Source organism: Bacillus sp. AG4(2022) (genome assembly GCF_031844465.1).
Classification (GTDB): Bacteria; Bacillota; Bacilli; order Bacillales; family Cytobacillaceae; genus Bacillus_AB; species Bacillus_AB infantis.
Window position 1 is genome coordinate 70815 of record NZ_JAUZVH010000009.1, and the last position, 20382, is coordinate 91196.

20 protein-coding genes are annotated in these 20382 nt (G+C 46.2%); 16 read left to right on the plus strand and 4 right to left on the minus strand.

Going from position 1 to position 20382, the window contains the following annotated elements:
- Positions 1 to 488: 488 nt before the first annotated feature.
- A complete protein-coding gene (locus Q9R36_RS21525) occupies positions 489 to 959 on the minus strand; it encodes a thioredoxin family protein (RefSeq protein ID WP_009795059.1) in 471 nt (156 codons plus the stop codon).
- A gap of 1 nt (position 960) precedes the next feature.
- Positions 961 to 1398: a disulfide oxidoreductase gene (locus Q9R36_RS21530; protein ID WP_009795060.1), complete on the minus strand. Its 438-nt coding sequence runs from the start codon at positions 1396 to 1398 to the stop codon at positions 961 to 963.
- A 236-nt stretch (positions 1399 to 1634) separates the two neighbouring features.
- Here Q9R36_RS21530 and Q9R36_RS21535 point away from each other — a divergent pair, with 236 nt between their 5' ends.
- The 7 genes from Q9R36_RS21535 to Q9R36_RS21565 all read left to right on the plus strand — a co-directional run bounded on the left by Q9R36_RS21535 (position 1635) and on the right by Q9R36_RS21565 (position 9609).
- On the plus strand, positions 1635 to 2183 hold the full coding sequence (locus Q9R36_RS21535; RefSeq protein WP_101551062.1) for a Rossmann-fold NAD(P)-binding domain-containing protein: 549 nt from the start codon (positions 1635 to 1637) through the stop codon (positions 2181 to 2183).
- A 48-nt stretch (positions 2184 to 2231) separates the two neighbouring features.
- Entirely contained in the window at positions 2232 to 3770 is a 1539-nt protein-coding gene (locus Q9R36_RS21540) for a carbon-nitrogen hydrolase family protein (protein WP_009795062.1), read from the plus strand.
- A gap of 227 nt (positions 3771 to 3997) precedes the next feature.
- A complete protein-coding gene (locus Q9R36_RS21545) occupies positions 3998 to 5752 on the plus strand; it encodes a phospho-sugar mutase (RefSeq protein ID WP_253616494.1) in 1755 nt (584 codons plus the stop codon).
- Positions 5753 to 5917: 165 nt separating this feature from the next.
- The gene (locus Q9R36_RS21550) at positions 5918 to 7036 is read left to right on the plus strand and encodes a GAF domain-containing sensor histidine kinase (RefSeq protein ID WP_022543533.1); all 1119 of its coding nucleotides are present in this window, start codon (positions 5918 to 5920) and stop codon (positions 7034 to 7036) included.
- An 11-nt stretch (positions 7037 to 7047) separates the two neighbouring features.
- Complete coding sequence (locus Q9R36_RS21555) at positions 7048 to 7683, plus strand: response regulator (RefSeq protein WP_009795065.1); 636 nt, start codon at positions 7048 to 7050, stop codon at positions 7681 to 7683.
- 147 nt (positions 7684 to 7830) lie between these two features.
- On the plus strand, positions 7831 to 8361 hold the full coding sequence (locus Q9R36_RS21560) for an NADPH-dependent FMN reductase (RefSeq protein ID WP_009795066.1): 531 nt from the start codon (positions 7831 to 7833) through the stop codon (positions 8359 to 8361).
- Positions 8362 to 8370: 9 nt separating this feature from the next.
- Positions 8371 to 9609: an MFS transporter gene (locus tag Q9R36_RS21565; RefSeq protein WP_253616495.1), complete on the plus strand. Its 1239-nt coding sequence runs from the start codon at positions 8371 to 8373 to the stop codon at positions 9607 to 9609.
- Positions 9610 to 9641: 32 nt separating this feature from the next.
- Here the strand turns inward: Q9R36_RS21565 and Q9R36_RS21570 are convergent, their stop codons facing one another.
- Complete coding sequence (locus Q9R36_RS21570) at positions 9642 to 9890, minus strand: YhdB family protein (RefSeq protein WP_022543534.1); 249 nt, start codon at positions 9888 to 9890, stop codon at positions 9642 to 9644.
- A gap of 211 nt (positions 9891 to 10101) precedes the next feature.
- On the opposite strand from Q9R36_RS21570, the gene Q9R36_RS21575 reads away from it, so the two are divergent.
- The 7 genes from Q9R36_RS21575 (at position 10102) to Q9R36_RS21605 (ending at position 16923) form a co-directional block, all read left to right on the plus strand.
- The gene (locus tag Q9R36_RS21575) at positions 10102 to 10422 is read left to right on the plus strand and encodes a DUF3889 domain-containing protein (RefSeq protein WP_009795069.1); all 321 of its coding nucleotides are present in this window, start codon (positions 10102 to 10104) and stop codon (positions 10420 to 10422) included.
- Between the two features lie 97 nt (positions 10423 to 10519).
- A complete protein-coding gene (locus Q9R36_RS21580) occupies positions 10520 to 11935 on the plus strand; it encodes a SpoVR family protein (RefSeq protein WP_009795070.1) in 1416 nt (471 codons plus the stop codon).
- 124 nt (positions 11936 to 12059) lie between these two features.
- Positions 12060 to 12356 carry a hypothetical protein gene (locus Q9R36_RS21585; protein WP_009795071.1) on the plus strand — a complete coding sequence of 99 codons (297 nt, stop codon included), beginning with the start codon at positions 12060 to 12062 and terminating at the stop codon, positions 12354 to 12356.
- 306 nt (positions 12357 to 12662) lie between these two features.
- The gene (locus Q9R36_RS21590; protein WP_009795073.1) at positions 12663 to 13793 is read left to right on the plus strand and encodes an NAD(P)-binding domain-containing protein; all 1131 of its coding nucleotides are present in this window, start codon (positions 12663 to 12665) and stop codon (positions 13791 to 13793) included.
- Between the two features lie 12 nt (positions 13794 to 13805).
- On the plus strand, positions 13806 to 14258 hold the full coding sequence (locus tag Q9R36_RS21595) for a MarR family winged helix-turn-helix transcriptional regulator (protein ID WP_009795074.1): 453 nt from the start codon (positions 13806 to 13808) through the stop codon (positions 14256 to 14258).
- Positions 14259 to 14285: 27 nt separating this feature from the next.
- Positions 14286 to 15650 carry an NAD(P)-binding domain-containing protein gene (locus Q9R36_RS21600; RefSeq protein WP_094768348.1) on the plus strand — a complete coding sequence of 455 codons (1365 nt, stop codon included), beginning with the start codon at positions 14286 to 14288 and terminating at the stop codon, positions 15648 to 15650.
- 55 nt (positions 15651 to 15705) lie between these two features.
- Complete coding sequence (locus Q9R36_RS21605) at positions 15706 to 16923, plus strand: MFS transporter (RefSeq protein ID WP_253616496.1); 1218 nt, start codon at positions 15706 to 15708, stop codon at positions 16921 to 16923.
- A 206-nt stretch (positions 16924 to 17129) separates the two neighbouring features.
- On the opposite strand, the gene Q9R36_RS21610 is transcribed toward Q9R36_RS21605, so the two are convergent.
- A complete protein-coding gene (locus Q9R36_RS21610; protein ID WP_269147780.1) occupies positions 17130 to 17621 on the minus strand; it encodes a PCYCGC motif-containing (lipo)protein in 492 nt (163 codons plus the stop codon).
- Between the two features lie 228 nt (positions 17622 to 17849).
- Here Q9R36_RS21610 and Q9R36_RS21615 point away from each other — a divergent pair, with 228 nt between their 5' ends.
- A complete protein-coding gene (locus tag Q9R36_RS21615) occupies positions 17850 to 18215 on the plus strand; it encodes an ArsR/SmtB family transcription factor (RefSeq protein ID WP_009795078.1) in 366 nt (121 codons plus the stop codon).
- Positions 18212 to 20347 (plus strand): heavy metal translocating P-type ATPase, encoded by a 2136-nt coding sequence (locus Q9R36_RS21620; protein ID WP_253616497.1) that lies wholly within the window; start codon positions 18212 to 18214, stop codon positions 20345 to 20347. Before Q9R36_RS21615 ends, Q9R36_RS21620 begins: the two co-directional genes overlap by 4 nt.
- The last annotated feature ends 35 nt before the right edge of the window (positions 20348 to 20382 follow it).

The window sequence follows — 20382 nt, forward strand, 5'->3', positions numbered from 1 at the left end:
GGTGCTTCTTCCTGTTTTTTTATAGTGTTTTATTTAATATGGAGCTGTTGGTTTCCGTTCCGGGCACTTCGCTTTCCGTGGGGCGGCGCTCAGCCTCCTCAGAGCAAGCTCCTGCGGGGTCTCAGCTTTGCCGCTATTTCCCGCAGGAGTCTGCGTTGCCCTCCACTCCAACCACCAGGTCTTTTTAAACTTTGGTACATTTCTGCAAAACCAATAATCGGGACTAAAGATTCGTTTCAATCTCTTTTTCAGGAGCACTAGATAAATAAAGTCTTAAGAGGTATAAACCCGCTAATTGTTGGACATCCTGCATAACAACCAGCTCCTTCCGTAATGCAGCTCTGATTCGGGAATGTCTGTAACTGCAGACATTCCGGCCGGATTAACCTGCGATGTTACGAGTAGGGGCTTGTTTATTAACAAAAAATTTTAAGGTCTTTTTGATATACAACGTAAAAACGGGAAGGAGCGATCCTTCGCGTTTTTTCTTATTTAGAATTCTCGTTAAACCATTCTTCGAATACTTCTTTGTCTTGTGAGCCTGTGATTCTGTTTGTTTCTTTGCCGTCTTTGTATTGGACGATTGTTGGTGTTTCGTTTATGTTGTAGTTGTCCCAGCCGTTTTCGAATTCCCACAGGTTGAATTGTACAAGGTCGACTCCCATTTCATCTGCCAGCGGGGCGACAACAGGGGTTGTCCTTTGGCAGTGCGGGCATGTAGGGCTGAAGAAGTAGACGGTTGCGTCTTCTCCTGCTTCAAGCTTTTTCTCCAGTTCATCCGGGAGAATAATGTTCTGGTAGTTCGGATCATCGAGCTGGTCGATTGTTTCAGACTTCAGATTCTCTGTTCCGTATGGGTTATTGCCGGATACCTTTTCTTTATTCTGCATACTGGTGAGCACTGCCACACCTGCAAATAGTGCTATGATTATAACTAAAAATATAATGACTTTCTTCAAATCACACTGCCTCCTTTGTTTTTTTCCAGATGATCAAGCTTGTTATAAAGATAATGATAAAAGCTGTAAGCGCAAGCAGGGGAATCGTAATGAATCCCAGCCAGTTGATATATTGCCCTGTGCATGGGACCCTGCCGCAGGAAAGGGCATTTTCGCCAAGGAATGAGACCTTCTGTATAGAATAATGATAAATAGATATGCATGCACCGGCAGCGGAGAGGATCATTGTATAAAAGCTGATTTTAAAGTCTTTTTTAATCACAGCGATCCCGAGTATGACGGCGAGGGGGTACATGGCGATGCGCTGGTACCAGCAGAGTGCGCAGGGCTCATAATGGCGGACTTCAGAAAAATAGAGGCTTCCGAACATCGCCAGGATGGAGGCTGCCCAGGAAAGGAATAAAAGGTTTTCCCTCGGATCTTGTTTTGGCTTATCCATATGCTTCTCCTTTAATTGGTTTATGGTGAAATTATAAAGAGATTCTCCGGACTTGTAAATTCCCTTGAATTAAAGACACCTAATCTTCACATTTTTGCAGTGTTCAGGACAGCATGAGTGAAGATGTGCAGGCATAAGCTGTTAACGGCAGCCGGAAATTCCTTCTTTCATTCTACCATTGATACAGGGGCGAGCATCAGTCCTAATATTATCCTATCTGTAAAAGGAGTATTAATATGAAAAAACATGCGTTAGTCATTGGCGGAACGGGTATGTTAAAAAGAGTGATTGAATCGCTCTGCAAAGAAGGATTCCATGTCAGTGCAATGGGCAGAAGCCATGACCATTTTTTAAAAATGATGGAAGAAATTTCTGTACCTGGAGACGTATCTTTTATACAAGCAGACTATTACAGTCCCGTCCAGTTCCAGGAAGGCTTGATCCAAGCTGTTCTGGACCGGGGGACGTTCGATTTGGCCGCCGTTTGGATGAGAAGCGATGCTTCGGACAGCTTCCAGTGGCTTTTGCAGTACATAGCGAAAGATGACAAGTTTACAGAGCTGTATGAGATTAAAGGCAGCCATGCTTCGAGGGAGCCTTTCAAAGGCCTGGAAACTTCCTCTCTCAAGTGGATGAGGATTATTCTTGGATTCCGTTTTGAAGGGGAAAAGGCCAGATGGCTTACCCATGAGGAAATTTCTGAGGGGGTGCTGAAGGCAATCAGCCTGAAAGCCTCCTTATTCACAGCGGGCGTGACGGAGCCTTGGGAGAAAAGGCCCTCATAGTGTAAATGCCATTAACATGCAGCGCGAATAAGAGGAGATGCAGACAGTATGTCAAAATTGGATTTGAGTAAATTTGAGAAGAAAATGATCATACGCAATACAAGGGCTGAAGATATTGATAAAATCATAGCCCTGCAGGAGCTATGCTTTCCCGGGATGGATCCGTGGAAGCGGGAGCATCTGGAGAGCCATCTGGAAGTCTTCCCGGAGGGCCAGTTTGTCGCAGAATATGATGGCGATATCATCGGGTCCTGTTCCAGCCTGATCATCAATTTCGATGAATATGATGACAGGCATTCGTGGAGCGATGTGACGGATAATGGCTATATTACGAACCATAATCAGGATGGGTATAATTTATACGGCATTGAAGTAATGGTGCACCCCGATTTCCGGCGCATGAAAATCGGCTACCGCCTGTATGAGGCACGGAAAGAACTGGTGCGGCAGATGAACCTGAAAAGCATCATCATTGGCGGCAGGATCCCGAACTATCATAAATATGCCGGGGAAATGAGCCCGCGCGAGTATGTAAGCGAGGTATCCCGCCATAAAATTTATGATCCGGTCCTCTCATTCCAGCTCCTGAATGAGTTCACTCTCATGCGGATCAATCCTAATTATCTGCCGGATGATGTCCAGTCCAACAAATATGCGACCCTGATGGAATGGAATAATGTCGACTACCTGCCAACAACGAAAAGATTCTATAAAACAAGCTATCCAGTAAGGATTTGTGTGGTTCAGTACATGATGAGGCAAATCAGTTCATTTGATGATTTTGCAAACCAGGTGGAATATTTTACAGACGTCGCCTCAGATGCAGGGGCCGATTTTGCGGTTTTCCCTGAGATATTCACCACGCAGCTGATGTCATTCCTTGATGAAAAGTCACCCAGCCTTGCAGTGCGGAGGGTTACAGAGTACACAGAAGAATATATCGAGCTGTTTACCGATCTGGCTGTCAGATATAATGTCAATATCATCGGCGGCTCCCATTTCGTCAAAGAGGATGATGATGAAATCTACAATATTGCCTATCTTTTCCGGAGAGATGGCACGATTGAAAAGCAATATAAGCTCCATATCACCCCGAATGAGCGTAAATGGTGGGGGATCAGCCGCGGGGATGAAGTGAAGGTATTCGATACAGACTGCGGAAGGATTGCGATCCAGATCTGCTATGATATTGAATTCCCTGAGCTTGCCAGGATCGCAGCAGATAAAGGCGCAAAGATTATTTTTACCCCGTTTTGTACAGAAGACCGCCAAGGCTATCTGCGTGTCAAGTACTGTGCACAGGCAAGAGCGGTCGAAAATCAAATCTATACGGTCATTTCGGGAACGGTCGGGAACTTGCCGCAAACGGAAAATATGGATATCCAATATGCGCAGTCAGGCATTTTTGCGCCGTCAGACTTTGAGTTTGCAAGGGATGGCATCGTCGGAGAGACCAATCCCAATATCGAAATGGTGCTGATCGGGGACGTGGACCTTGAAATCCTCAGGCGCCAGCGCCAGGACGGGACAGTCCGCCAGCTGAAGGACCGGCGCCATGATATCTATAAGATTCATTACAAAAAATAACATCAGCAGCCTGCCTTTCACTGGCAGGCCTTTTTCTATATAATATAATTGCGGAAAATTGTCGTGAAAGCTCGAAAGGTTTCAGGAGGAAATTCGCGGGCCGCAGCAGAATGTATAAAATAAACAGTCCCTGTGAAGGGATGAACAAGTACATAACAAATAAGCAGAACGAGCGCCAGATGCTTTACTGCAATCAGCCTGTTGAGAGGCAGCCGGGAGGTAAAGAGATGGACTGGAAACAAAAAGCGGAAAAATGGCTTGGATATGCAAATATGGACAGCAGCCTGCAGCAGGAGCTGGCAGAGCTTCGCTTGGATGACAGCAGGATGGAGGATGCCTTCTATAAAGATCTGGAATTCGGCACAGGCGGCATGAGGGGAGAAATCGGCCCCGGCACGAACAGAATGAACATCTATACGGTCAGGAAGGCAGCAGCCGGACTTGCTGCCTATATTGAAACATACGGGGCAGAAGCTAAAAAAAGAGGCGCGGCAATCGCGTACGATTCGCGCTATATGTCAAAGGAATTTGCAATGGAGACGGCTAAAACGCTGGCAACGCGCGGAATCCGTGCTTATGTATTCAATGGTTTGAGGCCAACGCCTGAGTTATCCTTTGCGGTCCGCTATCTGCAGGCATTTGCCGGTGTTGTGATCACCGCAAGCCATAACCCGCCTGAATATAATGGCTATAAGGTATACGGCGAGGATGGCGCACAGCTGCCTCCTGAAAGCGCAGACATCGTCATAGAAAAAGTCAATGAAATTGAAAATGAGCTGCTGATAGAGGCGGCTGAAGAAGAAACTCTGCTGGAGCAGGGGCTCATTACGATGATCGGGGAGGAAGTGGACCAGGCTTATCAGGAAAAGCTCAAAACCATTTCTGAAAATCCGGCCCTCGGCAGTGAAACAGACATAAAAGTAGTATTTACCCCGCTGCATGGCACCGCCGGTAAGCCAGTGCAGGACATACTGGCAGCAATGGATTACAGGCATGTTTATACCGTTGAGGAGCAGGCTGTTCCGGACCCGGGCTTCTCAACTGTCAAAAGCCCGAATCCGGAAGAGCATGCCGCATTTGAACTCGCAATCAAGCTCGGCAATGAGGTTGGGGCAGATCTTCTGATCGCAACAGATCCTGACGCAGACAGGCTTGGAATCGCAGTCAAGGATGACAGAGGGGAATATACCGTTCTGACCGGGAATCAGACCGGCGCCATTCTGCTTCACTATATTCTGAACGAGAAGAAAGCAAAGGGAACGCTTCCTTCCAATGGAGCGATGCTGAAAACGATTGTTACATCGGAACTGGGTGCAAAAATTGCCGAGTCCCATGATGTAGAGGTCATGGATGTGCTTACGGGCTTTAAATTCATCGCTGAGAAAATCAATGCTTTCTATAAAGAAAACAGCTACAAATTCCTGTTCGGCTACGAAGAGAGCTATGGCTATCTGATCGGCGATTTTGCCCGTGATAAAGATGCCGTCCAGGCTGCCCTTCTGGCGACAGAAGCATGCGCTTTCTACAAGAAAAAGGGTATGTCGCTGTACGATGCACTGATGGCTATCTACAAGGAATATGGCTATTATCTGGAAGGGCTCAGATCTCTCACCCTTAAAGGGAAGCAGGGGGCCGAGCTGATCCAGGAAACGCTGGCTTCCTTCCGAAGAGATCCGATTGAAAGCCTGGGTGAATGGAAGGTCCTGAGGATGGAGGATTATCTGACAGGCCTTGCAAAGCCGGCCACAGGCGAGGAAGAACCAATCGGCCTGCCGAAGTCCAATGTCATCAAGTATCTTTTTCAGGACGGTTCATGGATCTGCCTGCGTCCTTCCGGAACAGAGCCGAAGATCAAATTCTATTTCGGAGTCAACAGCACAGGACTGGAAGAGAGCAGGGAAAAGCTGGCAAAGCTTGAAAACGAGTTCATGAATCTGATTGATGAAAAAATGAAAAAGCTTGAAGAGGCCAAGAAGGCCTGACCAAAGAAAAGGCGGCCGTTCTGCAGAGCAGAATCCGCCTTTTCTTCTGCGCATTTTTAATAAAGAAGCTGCAACTTTAGCCGCAGACGCTTCTCATCCAAAATGCGAAGGCCGAACTGTTCACAAAGCTTTATAATAAAGAGAGTAAAAATGGGAGGCACGACTATGACCATGGAAGACCGGCTTTCTGAAGTGAAAATATTAAAAGGAATCGCAGAGCTTCTCAATGAGGGGACGGATATAAAGTCAGTTTTGCCGGAAGTGCTGAAGAAGCTGCTTGAAGTGACAAATCTGGAAACAGGCTGGATCTTTCTGATTGATGGGGAAGGAGGATATCATCTTGCCGCAAAAGAGCGGCTTCCGCAGGCCTTGTCCTTAAATCACTATGCGCCAATGTGCCAGGGAGGCTGCTGGTGCGTTGACAGATTCAATAATGGCAAGCTGAATAAGGCGACCAATATTATCGGCTGCAAGCGGATTGAAGAAGCGATTGAAGAGGGGCGCGGAGATACGAATGGGCTGACCCACCATGCCAGTGTCCCCTTGAGGGCAGGGGAAGAGAGGTTCGGCATTCTTAATATCGGCTCCCCTCATAAAACCAGATTCTCTGATGGGGAGCTGGCATTGTTGGAATCAGTTGCGTTTCAAATAGGCACGGCCCTTAAACGGATTGCCCTGACCCAGAGGGAGCAGGAATTGGCTCTTACGGCTGAGAGGAACAGGCTTGCAAGAGACTTGCATGACTCTGTCAATCAGCTGCTGTTTTCTGTGAATTTAACGGCAAGGGGCGGGATGGAAATGGCCGAAGGGGCTGAAGTGAAGGAAACATTTTCTTACATACAAGATCTTGCCCAGGAGGCGCTCAGCGAGATGAGGGCACTGATCTGGCAGCTTCGCCCGCGCGGCCTTGAGAACGGGCTTGTCAGCGCCCTGAAGAATTATGGCCAGATGCTCGGCCTACAGGTAGAGGCAGAAGTAAAAGGAATCATTGCCCTCCCGGGGAAAATTGAAGAAGCATTGTGGAGAATGGGGCAGGAAGCCTTCGGAAACTGCAAGAAGCACTCAGGCAAGGATATGGTGCGGCTTTTTGTGGAGAAAGACAGCAGCAGAGTCACAATGATCATAAAGGATGCAGGCTGCGGATTCTACTATCATAAAGGAAAAGGCCTGCCTACTATGGGACTGAACAGTATGAAGGCAAGGACAGAAATGCTTAGCGGCAGTTTCTCTATCAAAACTGCGCCAGGCAAAGGGACAGAAATACAGATAAGCATACCAATTTAAGGGGGATTATGATGAAAGTGCGCGTGCTGGTGGCTGATGACCACAATGTTGTCAGAAGGGGTCTGATTTTTTTCCTTAAGACGCAGAAGGAGATTGAAATTGCGGGGGAGGCAAAGGACGGGCTGGAAGCAGTCGAGCAGACAGGGAGACTAAAGCCGGATATAGTCCTCATGGACCTGGATATGCCGAATATGAATGGGATAGAGGCAACAAGAATGATCAAACAGAAATACCCGGAAACAAAGGTTCTAATGCTAACCAGCTTTTCCGATCAGGACCATGTCATTCCGGCACTTGAGGCAGGGGCTTCCGGATACCAGCTGAAGGATATTGAACCGGATGAGCTTGTCAAGGCGATCGTCCAGGTTACGCAAGGGGAAAATCAGCTGCATCCAAAGGCAACCTCCCACCTGCTGTCACATCTGTCCAATAAGGATAAGAAGAAAAGCCCAATAGATGAACTGACAAAAAGGGAACTCGATGTATTGAAGGAGATAGCGAAAGGGAAAAGCAACAAAGAAATCGCTGCCTCCCTTTTTATCACAGAGAAAACGGTCAAGACACATGTATCCAATCTGCTGTCAAAGCTCGAGATCTCGGACCGGACGCAGGCAGCACTGCTGGCTGTGAGGGAGAAGCTTGTTTAATACGGCTCCATCCAAAGTTGTAGGTGCCTGAATTTTCAGTTAGACTAAATGTGTATGTAACATTAAAACAAAGCGACGATTTCCGCGGTGCAGTCTCTCCCTATAATAAGAACATAGAGAAGCTACAGAAAAGGAGAGAGAACTAGCATGAAAATTGCAGTATTTAGCGGAAGTCCACGAAAAAAGGGCAGAACAGGAATCGCTGCCCGGTATATTGCGAAAAAGTACGGAGCAGACCTGATTGATTTAAGCCTGGGTGAGATTCCCCTTTACAGCGGGGAGCAGCACCAGTACGAGCTGACGGCTGTAAAGGAGCTGCGCCAGAGGGCTGCAGAGGCAGATGGGATCGTTCTTGCTTCGCCTGAATACCATAGCGCCATGAGCGGCGTGCTGAAAAACGCCCTTGATTTTCTGAGCAGTGATCAGTTCGCACATAAGCCGGTTGCACTGCTCGCTGTATCCGGCGGAGGAAAAGGGGGCATTAATGCCCTGAATAATATGAGGACTGTTGGAAGAGGGGTCTATGCAAATGTGATCCCAAAACAGCTTGTGCTTGATCCTCACTGCTTTGATTATGATAATGACGGGCTGAACGAGGAGCCGGCAGCTCTCGTCGATCAGCTGATGGATGAACTGAAACTTTATGTAAATGGCTATGTCCAGATGAAAGGCAAGTAAGGAAAAAGCATGAATGGATTGTACCGCGATCGTCGCTTCTGCTTTATTGTTGCTGCCAATATTCTGTCTTCCATCGGGTCTGGGATTACCATGATTGCGATTCCCTGGCTGCTTGCATCCGGTGAAAACGGCGGGAAGGTTTTCGGTTATGCGGCCATAGCCATGACCATCATCAATTTTGCTGTTACACCGTTTTTTGGCCAGCTGATTGACCGCTTTTCCCGCAAAAGGATACTTTTGTTCGGGGAAGGAGCAGGCTTTATCATAATCGCTGCTTTTTCCGCAGCCGGCTATTTTGGACTCGATTATGAAACAGTTCATCTAATCATTCTGTACGGGGCTGGAAGCCTTTATTATACATTGTTTTATCCCGCCATCTTTGCATTCAACCAGGAAATTTTCGACCCTTCCCACTATAGAAGGCTCAATGGCGCCATGGAGATTCAGGGCCAGCTTTCAAGCGTGGCAGCGGGGGCGCTTGCAGCGGCCATCATATCCACTGTCCCTCTGGAGCGGCTGCTGCTGATTGATGCTTTGACCTATCTGGGAGCATTTGGGCTGTTTTGGCTGATTCCTTATACCTCAGGAGAAAATTCTGTTAAACAGCAGGGGAAAGTGAAAGCTGGAGGCGGTCTGCTGTTTCTTAAAGCAAGTCCGGTGCTGTTTGTCTTCCTTTTTGCTTCAATGATGCCTTTTATTGGCGTCATGGTGACCAATTATCTGTTCCCTGTTTATATCGCGGATATTCTGCAGGCTGATGCTTCGGTATATGGAACCCAAAGCATGATTTATGGGATAGGAGCCGCATTGGCCGGACTCGCTGTTCCGGCCATCACTTCCCGGTGGGGCAATGAAAGGTCGATGATTCTGACGATCGGTGCCTATACAGCAGCCATTTCGGTCATTGTTTTTATAAAAGATGTTCCTGTCTTCTTGTCCTTAGCGATCTTCCTTGCCTTTGGCAATGCTGGAACAAGAGTGGCCAGGAATGCACTGATGATGGAAAGGGTGCCGAATCATCTGATCGGCAGGACAGACAGCCTTTTCCGGTCCATGGGGCTTTTAATCCGGACGCTGCTGCTGCTTGTTTTTACCGGGCTGTCAGGAGCCTCCAGCATAGCTTTCAGTTTTTATATTCTATCCTTCCTGCTTATTTTTTCCTTCGCAGCAGCTGTTATTGCAGGAAAGCTGCTCCAGGAAGGACAGCAGGAGAAAACAATAGGGGAAGCAAAGGAAAACACGGCCTGATTGACCGTGTTTTTTTGGTGGAATTTTTTTTGTTATATTGACAAAGGCTCCTTGAACAGGCTGTCCTCTGAAATTTCATTTGCATGATCGATATATCTCAGCAAAGAATACAAATGCTTTTCGATCATGGAATAGTCTTTTTCAAAGTTATACGCATGCAGGAAATGCTCAATTTTCTTGGAAAGGAACTGGTCCTGGGTTCGGACCATTAATATCAGGAGATTATCCCATTCTGAACGGTGTGTGTAGTATAACGCCCGGTCATAATCGACTTTATTCATCTGGCTCACCCTCCTATGTTGAGGAGATGATATTAGTTTGCGCCCTTCAGTACAGATTTCTCTCAGCAAATCTTGGTCTTCCTGATACAGCGCGTCTTTCATCTTTTACCTGTATAGAACAAGCAGTGCAGGATACTTCTCTGCAGTAAATGACCATGCATAAAGTCTGCAGTTCTGAAGAAAGCTAATGAAAAAGATGGAGGATTGAAAAATGAAAAAACATTTTCTTTCTATGCTGCTTTTTGGATTCTTATTATCAGCACTTGCTTCTCCGGCAGCCCTGGCTGTGCAGAAGCCTGATTATGAAAAATTCGGCCGCATAGCGACTTCCGTGATCAAAGAGGATTATCCCGGGGAAGAAGTCGTCGACTACCAGTACCAGGGGCGCCAGGCATTATCAGAGAATACGGCAGCAGATCTGTTCGAGTTTCAGGTAAAAGAAGGACAGAAAACAAAGACAGTTGTCGTAAGGGTGTCGCATGACACTGTCAATGATAAATTGATCAGCTTGTCGGTGGAAGAGAAAAAGTAGGCACTAAGGGACTCAGGATGCAGAGTCCCTTTTTATTGATTCATCAATCCCGTCCTTCTCTCATAAATTGAGATAAGAAGATGAAGGAGGAGAGATGATGAGAGACACCGACCGCAAAGGCCTTGAGCATGCCATACAGGAAATAACCGAGATTGCCACGGGTTTCGGCTTGGATTTTTATCCGATGCGGTATGAAATATGCCCTGCCGATATCATTTATACATTTGGCGCCTACGGGATGCCCACACGATTTTCCCACTGGAGCTTTGGCAAGCAGTTTTATAAGATGAAGCTTCATTATGACCTTGGCCTATCAAAAATATATGAGCTTGTCATCAATTCAGATCCCTGCTACGCGTTTCTGCTTGACTCGAATTCGCTTATCCAGAATAAACTGATTGTGGCCCACGTCCTGGCCCACTGCGACTTTTTCAAGAACAATATCCGTTTCCAGAATACAAAAAGGGACATGGTGGAGAGCATGTCTGCAACAGCAGAAAGGATCCGCCAGTATGAAATCGAGCATGGGAAGCATGAGGTGGAAACCTTCCTGGATGCTGTGCTAGCCATCGAGGAGCATATTGATCCAAGCCTGATGCGGCCGAAGCTTGCCTGGAGCGCGGAAGACTTTGAATATGAAGAAGAGGAAGCACCGGCTGCGACTCCTTACGATGATCTCTGGAATCTGGACAGCAGAAGCAAAAAGAAGCCTGAGAAGAAAAAGAAGCTGAAGAAAATTCCCCCGCAGCCTGAAAAGGACCTCCTGCTGTTTATTGAATCATACAGCCGGGAGCTTACAGACTGGCAGCGGGATATACTGACGATGATGCGCGAGGAAATGCTGTATTTCTGGCCGCAGCTGGAAACGAAGATCATGAACGAAGGCTGGGCATCCTTCTGGCACCAGAGGATCCTCCGCGAGATGGATCTGACCAGCGATGAATCCATTGAATTTGCGAAGCTTAACGCAGGGGTGGTGCAGCCTTCGAGGACTAATATCAATCCGTATTATCTTGGCCTGAAAATTTTCGAGGATATTGAAGACCGCTATGACAATCCTTCAGAGGAAATGAAAAAGCGCGGCGTCCAAAGCGGATCCGGCAGGGAGAAGATGTTTGAAGTGCGCGAGGTCGAATCAGATATCTCCTTCCTGCGCAATTACCTGACTAAGGATCTTGTCATGCGGGAGGATATGTATCTGTTTCAGAAGCAGGGGAAGGATTATAAGATCGTGGACAAAGGCTGGGAAGAGGTAAGGGATCAGCTTGTCAGCATGAGGGTCAATGGAGGGTTCCCATACTTAACAGTCGCAGACGGAGACTATCTGAAAAACGGGGAGCTGTACTTAAAGCACGGATTTGAAGGAATTGAACTGGATCTGAAGTACCTTGAGAAAGTCCTTCCTTATGTTCATCAGCTCTGGGGGCGCAGCGTCAATCTCGAAACGATCGTTGAGGGCAAGCAGATGCTGTTTACCTATGACGGGAAAGGGATACACAGGAAGTATTTGTAGGGATAAAAAAAACGGGGAGCCGTTCGGCTTCCTTTTCTTTTGGGCAAAATCGTTTAAAAAAAAAGGATTTACAGGGGAATTAAACGAAATGTGCTTCTAAGAAGAAGAATGGAGGTACAGATTCATGAGGAATAGGAGCTTATCTATTTTTGGAGCTGCAGTTCTACTGGCCATTTTATTGATCCTGACCAATCCTTCAAAACAGGACTATCTGGAATTTAGTGAGAAGCAAACTGGAGAACCGCCTCCGGCAATCGTTAAAGCAGAGAGAACGAATTTTCTTTTTTTCTCTTTCTATACGCCAAATGTCCACCATGAACAGGGTATCACACATTTGGGGATCTTCAGCGGTTTTCATCAGGTATCTGATGGTCAATTTGATGATCCATGGTGGATGAAGTTGCTTGATTTTTTCAAGTGAAATCCTTCTGCATGTCATTTCTTTTTTTCTGGCCCTCCATAAGGAAGAGGAAAGCATATTGACCAAAAATCCAACAAAACGAAAAAAGCTTCTATAAGTCCATCACTCATTTCCTCTCATACTGCCGGTTTATTAAAAAGATATGAGAGCAATTGGCTGCTAAATACATCAGGGCCTGCTGGCTTCTTTTTTTTTTTTTTTTTTAAAATTACTTGTAAATTTCAACTAAAAGTATTATAAATTAATTATAAGTATTTTATTTATACATAAATTTACTCAATTTTGTAAACTAAAGGAGAGGTTATTATGTTGGATGTCATCATTATTGGTTCTGGGCCTTATGGAATTTCACTTGCTGCCCATGCATTGGGAAATGGTCTTTCTTATAAAATTTTTGGATATCCTATGGATTTTTGGAAAAATCAAATGCCGCAGGATATGTTTATCCGAACCCCGCATGATTTTGTGAGTTTTTCTGATCCTGAGGATAAGTGGACAGTACATCAATTTGCAGCGGAAACAGGGATACAGCTTGTGACTCCTCTTCCGCGTACGATTTTTACACAATATGCCAGCTGGTTTGCGGAGAAAGCAGGAATCATATTTACTCCTCAATTAATCACTCATGTTTCCTTTAAGGAAGGCATCTATGAAGTTGTTTCAGATTCAGGCGAAAAGCATTTTGCCAGAAATGTAGTTGTTGCAACGGGAGTTGAACATTATAAATACTTGCCGGAAATGGTTAAAAATTTTTCCCCGAAGCTGGTTTCCCATACTTCCGGATACACAGACTTCTCCGCTTTTAAGGATAAAAAGGTTATCGTGCTCGGAAGCGGACAGAGTGCATGGGAAGCAGCCGGTCTATTAAAGCGTGAGGGAGCAGAGGTGGAGCTGGTGTACAGAGCCGCATCACCTAATTATGCCGGAAGCAGAGAAGCTGAGATAGAACTGAGGGATCTGGGTAATGTATTCTTCCATCTCACTGATGATGAAAAGAAAGAAGAATGGGGCCAGTCGCCAGGGAGTATTGCCCATTTCTTAAAACCATATGTCGACGGAATCGTTCCCCAAAGGGCAAATGTACAAATTCAACAGATAAAAGAACAGGATGGCCAGTTGCTGTTAAAGTTGTCTGATGGGACAGAAAAGCTGGCGGACCATCTCCTGTCAGCTTCAGGGTTTCATATCGATTTAGACAAAGCCTATTTTATCAATGCCGAATTGCGTGAGCAAATTGACAGGGAACAAGGTTTTTCCCAGTTCCCAAGATTGAGTGAGTCATTTGAATCGAATATACCTGGACTTTATTTTGCAGGTCCCCTTTCATCCCATAGTCATGGTCCGACATTCAGATTTATATTAGGCCTTAGAAAAACAGCTTGCTCCATCATTTCCGGCATCACGGAAACGAAGGAAAAAAAGATTGCATTGATATAGGGAGGGACTAGCATGAGAGAATCATTTCAATCCATTACCAGAAGCTTTGGACTGCTGAACAAAGTGTGCTGTTCTGTAGATGGAATAGATGTATCCGCGATTCAAAGCCATATCCTTTATGAAATAAGCGTCAATCATAATCCGTCCATGCAGTATGTCGCTGATCTTCTGGGTGTGGAAATTGCCACTTTTTCGAGGCAGATTCAGACATTAAGCAAAATGGGGCTGGTTGAAAAGCTTCCATCCAAAGAAGATAAAAGGGCGAGCATCCTTTCATTGACAGACTCAGGAAAGAAGGTTGCAGATGGCATTGATGAGCAGGTGAATACCTATCTGGAAGATGTCTTTGCCCGTATGAATGATTTTGAGCGGGATATTGTCCAGCGATCCGTCCGCCTTCTGGCGAATGTCATGACAGAATCCCCGGTATGCTGCGGAGACAGGAAAGACAATAAAGGCTGTTAAAAATTTTGCTTAAATAGAGGAGGACATATGATGAAGAGGGTTAATGAGGGGCAATTGCCTGTTGCGATTATTGGAGGAGGTCCGGTCGGTCTTGCAGCAGCAGCCCATTTAGTGAAAAAAGAAGAGCCATTTATATTATTTGAATCCGGTGATGGTGCGGGTTCCAGCATAAAGGAATGGAGCCATGTCAGAATGTTCTCCCCCTGGCAGTACAATGTGGATGCAGCAGCGAAGGAATTGCTGGAGGCATCAGGATGGGAAGCTCCGGATGATCAAGAGCTGCCTGCAGGCAAGGAGCTTATCGAGCGGTATCTGCTTCCTTTAAGCAGCCTTCCGGCCATAAAGAAAAACATTTTATTACAAGCAAAAGTCACCGGTATCGCAAGAAAAGCACACGATAAACTCAAAACGGGAAAGAGGGACAGCGCTCCATTTCAAATCTATGTGGATGTTGAAGATTCCACAGAATTATTCGAAGCGAGAGCCGTAATTGACTGCTCAGGTACATGGACTAATCCCAATCCTATATTATCGAATGGAATCTGGACGAAGTCAGAAAGAACGCTGAGAGACCGCATTCATTATGGTATCCCTGATATTCAAAAGCAGGGAAGCAAATATAAAAATAAAACCATTGCAGTGGTGGGCAGCGGCCATTCTGCCATTAACGGCCTCCTTGAACTGGCGAGGCTTAAAGAAGAATATCCTGATACAGCTATTCACTGGATACTTCGAAAAAAGCATATAGCTGAAGTGTATGGCGGGCAGGAAAACGATGGGCTGCCTGCCCGCGGAGAACTCGGTATCAGAATTCAGCAGCTTGTGGAGTCCGGGGCTGTGGAGGTTTTAACTCCGTTTCATATCAGCAAGGTCCAATCAGTCAACGGTAAACTAGCCTTAATCGGAGAACTGAATGGAGAAGAGATGTCCATTGGGGATATTGATGAAATTGTGGCAGGCACGGGGTTCCGGCCGGATACAGCATTCCTGCATGAAGTGAGGCTGCAGCTGGATGCTGCAGTAGAAAGTGCCGGGGAACTTGCACCGCTGATAGATCCGAATATCCATAGCTGCGGGACCGTCCGGCCGCATGGGGAAAAGGAACTGCGCCAGCCTGAGAAGGACTTCTATATTGCAGGCATGAAGAGCTATGGCAGGGCCCCGACTTTCCTGCTTGCGACAGGCTATGAACAGGTCCGTTCCATAGTAGCGTATCTAACCGGCGATAAAGAAGGCGCAAAAGAAGTGCAGCTTGAGCTGCCCGAGACAGGGGTATGCAGCACGAATATCCAATCAAGCTGCTGTGTGTCTGACACCATGGCTGCGAGCGCCGGCCAGGAATCTTGCTGCGGACCTGCCGTTGTCGCTTCGCTGGAATTAAAAAATTTATAAGTCAGCACAAAGGACCAGCCAAACATGACTGGTCCTTTTGAAAGGGGAGGGCAGAATGCAGACTGACAGGCAGACTATAATAGGCATGGCCCTTTTGACCGCAATCTGTATGGCTGGTGATTCTATGCTTTATATTGTTTTGCCGGTCCATTGGAAAGAAGCGGGGCTTTCATCTTTGATCCAGGTCGGCGTATTACTTTCTGTTAACCGCTTTGTGAGACTGCCGCTGAATCCGCTCATTGGTTTTTTCTTTAAAAAGGTCACATTTCGAAATGCGATGTACATAGCTGTTATTTTTAGCGGCATCACGACCTTAGGATATGGTGTGGTGAAAGATTTTGAATTGTGGATTCTTCTTCGGTCAATCTGGGGGTTCTGCTGGTCCATATTTAAGATTGGAGCTTATTTATTGATATTACAGCTTGCAGCGGACAGCAATCGGGGCCAGCTCATGGGGTTGTATAACGGGCTGTACAGGCTCGGAAGCCTGTTCGGCATGCTTCTAGGGGGTCTGTTTGCTGATTTGTTCGGGATGTCAGCCATCAGTATGATATTAGGGTTTTCTGTTTTCATCATTCTTCCTTTCCTGCATCTATTTCTTCCTGAGGCTCTGCATACAAATACGCCAAAACAAACAGGACCAACCATATATGAAAATGTGAAGCTGCTTAAGGAACCAGAATTAATCAGGATTTTTCTGACAGCCTTCCTGGTGATGATGCTTCTTGATGGGATGCTGACAGCAAGCTTAAGCCATTTGATTGAAATTCAATACTCAGATCAAGTCAATATCCATGGGCTGGCCATAGGGGCAGCTGCTTTAGCTGGCATTATGCAGGCAATCAGATGGGGAATTGCTCCTTTCGTCGTGTCAAAAGTAGGATCTGCATTGGACAGAACAGATGAAAAACACAAGATACTGCTGTCATTTTTAGGTGTGGCTGCGATTCTTCTGGCGGTGATTCCCCTGCATCTGCCGATTGCAGTATGGCTGCCTTTTTTACTTTTGCATCTGCTGACCTCTTCAAGTCTTATTACCGTGATGGATACACTTATGTCTCAATATTGTTCTAAGTCTTCTGGGAAAGTCTTTTTTATGACATCTTATACAATCGTAATTGATCTGGGAGCAGCTGTAGGGCCAATCTTTGGATATTCGTTAGAAAAAGCAATAGGAATGGCAAATGTTTTTTGGCTGGCTTCAGGCATCATGCTGCTAATCATCTTTATGTGGAAATTTTTTAAACCCACAGAATTATCCTATGCCAATTGAGGCAGGTTAACGAAAGGTAGGTAAGCATGTGAGTGATGAGATAGGAGATCGCATCAAGCGGTTCAGCGAAACTGGCGTTTGAGTCAAGCGCAGGTCTTGGTTTAAGTAAGAAATGTGAAAATGAAGGCAGCTCCTGTTAAAATTCAAAAATAGAAAGCACACATCTGCAGTTTCAGATGTGTGCTTTTCCTTTGCCGCCAAAGCTTTTACACTTCAGGCATTGGGGTAGGAGTTGATTCAATCCCTGTCCCTTTATATTTCTCATCGATCATTGTACGGATATCCTTAAGAGGTGTCCCTTTATTAAACTCTGATTTAGCCTCACGGGCTATGTCTACACAGACCCCTCAGCCAAAGCCCATTGTATCAAGGGAAACGGTGCTGCCGCTGACACTGTCAACAAAGCAATTGGTATTGCTTTCGTGGCCATCTTCCTCGTAGCAGCCGCAATAGCATGGCATATAATTAAGTACCTCGGGATGCTCGACTGCAAACTGATAAGCTTCCAGTATTTCCGGGCTGTCTGTGTAAGTGGTCACGGCCGCCCAATCATTGCTTCCCAGGGTATAAGTTAATTCTGGAGCACCCTGATCCTTATGTTCATCTGAATGGCCTGCATGTGAGGAATCCTCCTCTGCAGAAGAACATCCTGCCGCAAGCGTAATAGCAGCAAGAATCGGAAAAATAGATCTCTTCATCGAACCTCCCTCTCTCTTTAAATCTTCTTTTACTATGCTAGCATACAAAAAAACCTCTCAATGAAACAATCCTTATTGAACAAATGTCAGAAAGGATTTTTGCTTTTTCAAAAAATAGACACATACTTCACAGAAATTTTCCCGGAACATTCAAACAATTATTTGACCGTTTGCCAATAATTGCATAAACTAATAATCAAATACATGTTTGAATGTTGAGGTGAAGCTATGAAGCAGAATGACATTTGTGAAGTAAAATGTGTGGATGAAGTAAAAGTTAAACGTATAAAGAAAAGCATTGAAAAAGAAAATACACAGGCAGTTGCGCAAATATTCAAAGCGCTGTCCGATGATACCAGGGTCAAGATTGCTCTTTCCCTTTGCCATGAACAGGAGCTGTGCGTATGTGATGTGGCCAATATTGTCGGCAGTACGACTGCTACAGCCTCCCACCACTTGCGCCTGCTGCGCAATCTTGGTTTGGCAAAATACCGCAAAGAAGGCAAGCTCGTTTATTATTCCCTGGATGATGAGCATGTGAAGCAGCTGATACGGATTGCCTTCGAACATCAAAAGGAGGTGGCCGGCCAATGAGTGAGTCTTTGGGGAAATCTATTGATAAAACGGTCTATAGAGTGCAGGGCTTTTCCTGAGCAGGCTGTGCAGCTAAGTTCGAAAAGAACGTAAAACACCTGGATGGTGTTTCTAATGCAAATGTAAACTTTGGCGCTTCAAAACTGACTGTATACGGAGACGCCACGATTAAGGAACTGGAAAAGGCCGGTGCCTTTGAAAACCTGCGGATCATCCCTGAGAATCAGCGGTTTGAAGAAAAGAAAGAGCCTTTTTGGCAAAAGCATTCTTATGTTATAGCTTCCTTCGTCCTGCTGATTATCGGCTGGGCAGCTGGACACATGAACGGCGAGGAAAGTTTGTTCTCTGCCCTGGCGTACGCAGCTTCAATAGCAATCGGCGGCTGCCGTCTTTTTATTACAGGCTTAAAAAACCTTTTCCGCCTCCAGTTTGATATGAGGACGCTGATGACCATAGCGGTCATTGGTGCAGCATTTATAGGTGAATGGGGGGAAGGGGCCACTGTTGTCATATTATTTGCCATCAGTGAGGCCCTGGAAACCTATTCAATGGATAAAGCACGCCAGTCGATCCGGACGCTGATGGATATATCCCCTAGGGAAGCGCTGATCCGCAGGGGAAATCAGGAACTGATGGTTGAGGTGGAGGATATCCAGCTTGGCGATATCATGATAGTAAAGCCAGGCCAGAAAATTGCGATGGATGGAACAGTGGATAAAGGCTTATCTTCTGTTAATCAAGCTGCCATTACGGGTGAATCTGTCCCTGTGTCAAAAACAAAGGGAGATGAAGTATTCGCTGGGACGATAAATGAAGAAGGTGTCCTTGAAATTAAGGTGACCAAGCGCGTAGAAGATACAACAATTGCCAAAATCATTCATCTTGTTGAAGAAGCCCAGGCCGAAAGAGCCCCTTCACAGGCATTTGTCGACAGATTTGCCAAGTACTACACACCAATTATTATAGTGGTGGCATTCGGTGCGGCAGTTGTTCCGCCTCTATTTTTTGGTGCTGATTGGAGCGAATGGATCTACCAGGGGTTGGCAGTGCTGGTGGTTGGCTGTCCGTGTGCCCTGGTCATTTCAACTCCGGTTGCCATTGTGACGGCGATTGGCAATGCTGCTAAAAATGGAGTACTGATCAAAGGCGGAATCCATCTGGAGGAGATGGGGGGCATAAAAGCCCTGGCATTCGATAAAACAGGGACCCTCACAAAAGGGAGTCCCGCTGTTACAGATTTTATCCCTTCTCCAGGGACTGACTCCAAACAGCTGCTTTCTGCTGTGGCTGCCCTTGAGAACGGCTCCCGGCATCCATTGGCATCAGCCATCATGAAAAAAGCGGAGCAGGAAGGGCTGGACTATCAAAACATTGAAGTGGAGGACTTTGCCTCCATCACGGGAAAAGGAATTAAAGGCAAGATAGGTGGTGAAACCTGCTATGTCGGCAGTCCAAATCTTTTTGATGAAGTACTGCAGAATGGAATTCCTGAAGAATTAAGAACGGTGATACTGGACCTGCAAAACCAGGGCAAGACAGTGATGGCAGCAGGAACTCCTGCTGGAATAATGGGAGTGATTGCTGTTGCAGATGTGCTGAGGGAAAATAGCAGGGATGTCATTCAAAAGCTTCATGCATTAGGAATTGAGAAAACTATTATGCTGACAGGTGATAATCTTGGAACGGCAAAAGCCATTGGAGTCCAAGCGGGGGTAACCGACATCAAAGCCGAATTGCTGCCTGAAGACAAACTTTCCTATATCAAAGACTTGCGGGAGAAATATAAACGTGCCGGCATGGTGGGAGACGGTGTGAATGATGCACCTGCACTGGCTGCTTCAACAGTTGGGATTGCCATGGGAGGCGCTGGTACGGATACAGCTCTTGAAACGGCTGATATTGCACTGATGGCTGATGACCTCGGGAAGCTGCCTTTTACGGTTAAGCTGAGCAGAAAAGCAATGACGATCATCAAGCAGAACATTACATTCTCGCTGGGCATTAAGCTTGTGGCCCTGCTGCTCGTCATTCCCGGCTGGCTTACTTTATGGATTGCCATCTTTGCTGATATGGGCGCAACATTGATTGTCACGCTGAATGGGCTGCGGCTTTTAAGAATAAGGGACAAATAGATCTGCAGGAAGCTTCCCAAGTCATGAGGGAAGCT

Bases quoted from the DNA above. Each gene is read 5' to 3' on its own strand.
- Q9R36_RS21530 (WP_009795060.1), bottom strand. From the start codon at position 1,398: ATGGATAAGCCAAAACAAGATCCGAGGGAAAACCTTTTATTCCTTTCC.
- Q9R36_RS21535 (WP_101551062.1), top strand. From the start codon at position 1,635: ATGAAAAAACATGCGTTAGTCATTGGCGGAACGGGTATGTTAAAAAGA.
- Q9R36_RS21540 (WP_009795062.1), top strand. From the start codon at position 2,232: ATGTCAAAATTGGATTTGAGTAAATTTGAGAAGAAAATGATCATACGC.
- Q9R36_RS21545 (WP_253616494.1), top strand. From the start codon at position 3,998: ATGGACTGGAAACAAAAAGCGGAAAAATGGCTTGGATATGCAAATATG.
- Q9R36_RS21550 (WP_022543533.1), top strand. From the start codon at position 5,918: ATGACCATGGAAGACCGGCTTTCTGAAGTGAAAATATTAAAAGGAATC.
- Q9R36_RS21555 (WP_009795065.1), top strand. From the start codon at position 7,048: ATGAAAGTGCGCGTGCTGGTGGCTGATGACCACAATGTTGTCAGAAGG.
- Q9R36_RS21560 (WP_009795066.1), top strand. From the start codon at position 7,831: ATGAAAATTGCAGTATTTAGCGGAAGTCCACGAAAAAAGGGCAGAACA.
- Q9R36_RS21565 (WP_253616495.1), top strand. From the start codon at position 8,371: ATGAATGGATTGTACCGCGATCGTCGCTTCTGCTTTATTGTTGCTGCC.
- Q9R36_RS21570 (WP_022543534.1), bottom strand. From the start codon at position 9,890: ATGAATAAAGTCGATTATGACCGGGCGTTATACTACACACACCGTTCA.
- Q9R36_RS21575 (WP_009795069.1), top strand. From the start codon at position 10,102: ATGAAAAAACATTTTCTTTCTATGCTGCTTTTTGGATTCTTATTATCA.
- Q9R36_RS21580 (WP_009795070.1), top strand. From the start codon at position 10,520: ATGAGAGACACCGACCGCAAAGGCCTTGAGCATGCCATACAGGAAATA.
- Q9R36_RS21585 (WP_009795071.1), top strand. From the start codon at position 12,060: ATGAGGAATAGGAGCTTATCTATTTTTGGAGCTGCAGTTCTACTGGCC.
- Q9R36_RS21590 (WP_009795073.1), top strand. From the start codon at position 12,663: ATGTTGGATGTCATCATTATTGGTTCTGGGCCTTATGGAATTTCACTT.
- Q9R36_RS21595 (WP_009795074.1), top strand. From the start codon at position 13,806: ATGAGAGAATCATTTCAATCCATTACCAGAAGCTTTGGACTGCTGAAC.
- Q9R36_RS21600 (WP_094768348.1), top strand. From the start codon at position 14,286: ATGATGAAGAGGGTTAATGAGGGGCAATTGCCTGTTGCGATTATTGGA.
- Q9R36_RS21605 (WP_253616496.1), top strand. From the start codon at position 15,706: ATGCAGACTGACAGGCAGACTATAATAGGCATGGCCCTTTTGACCGCA.
- Q9R36_RS21615 (WP_009795078.1), top strand. From the start codon at position 17,850: ATGAAGCAGAATGACATTTGTGAAGTAAAATGTGTGGATGAAGTAAAA.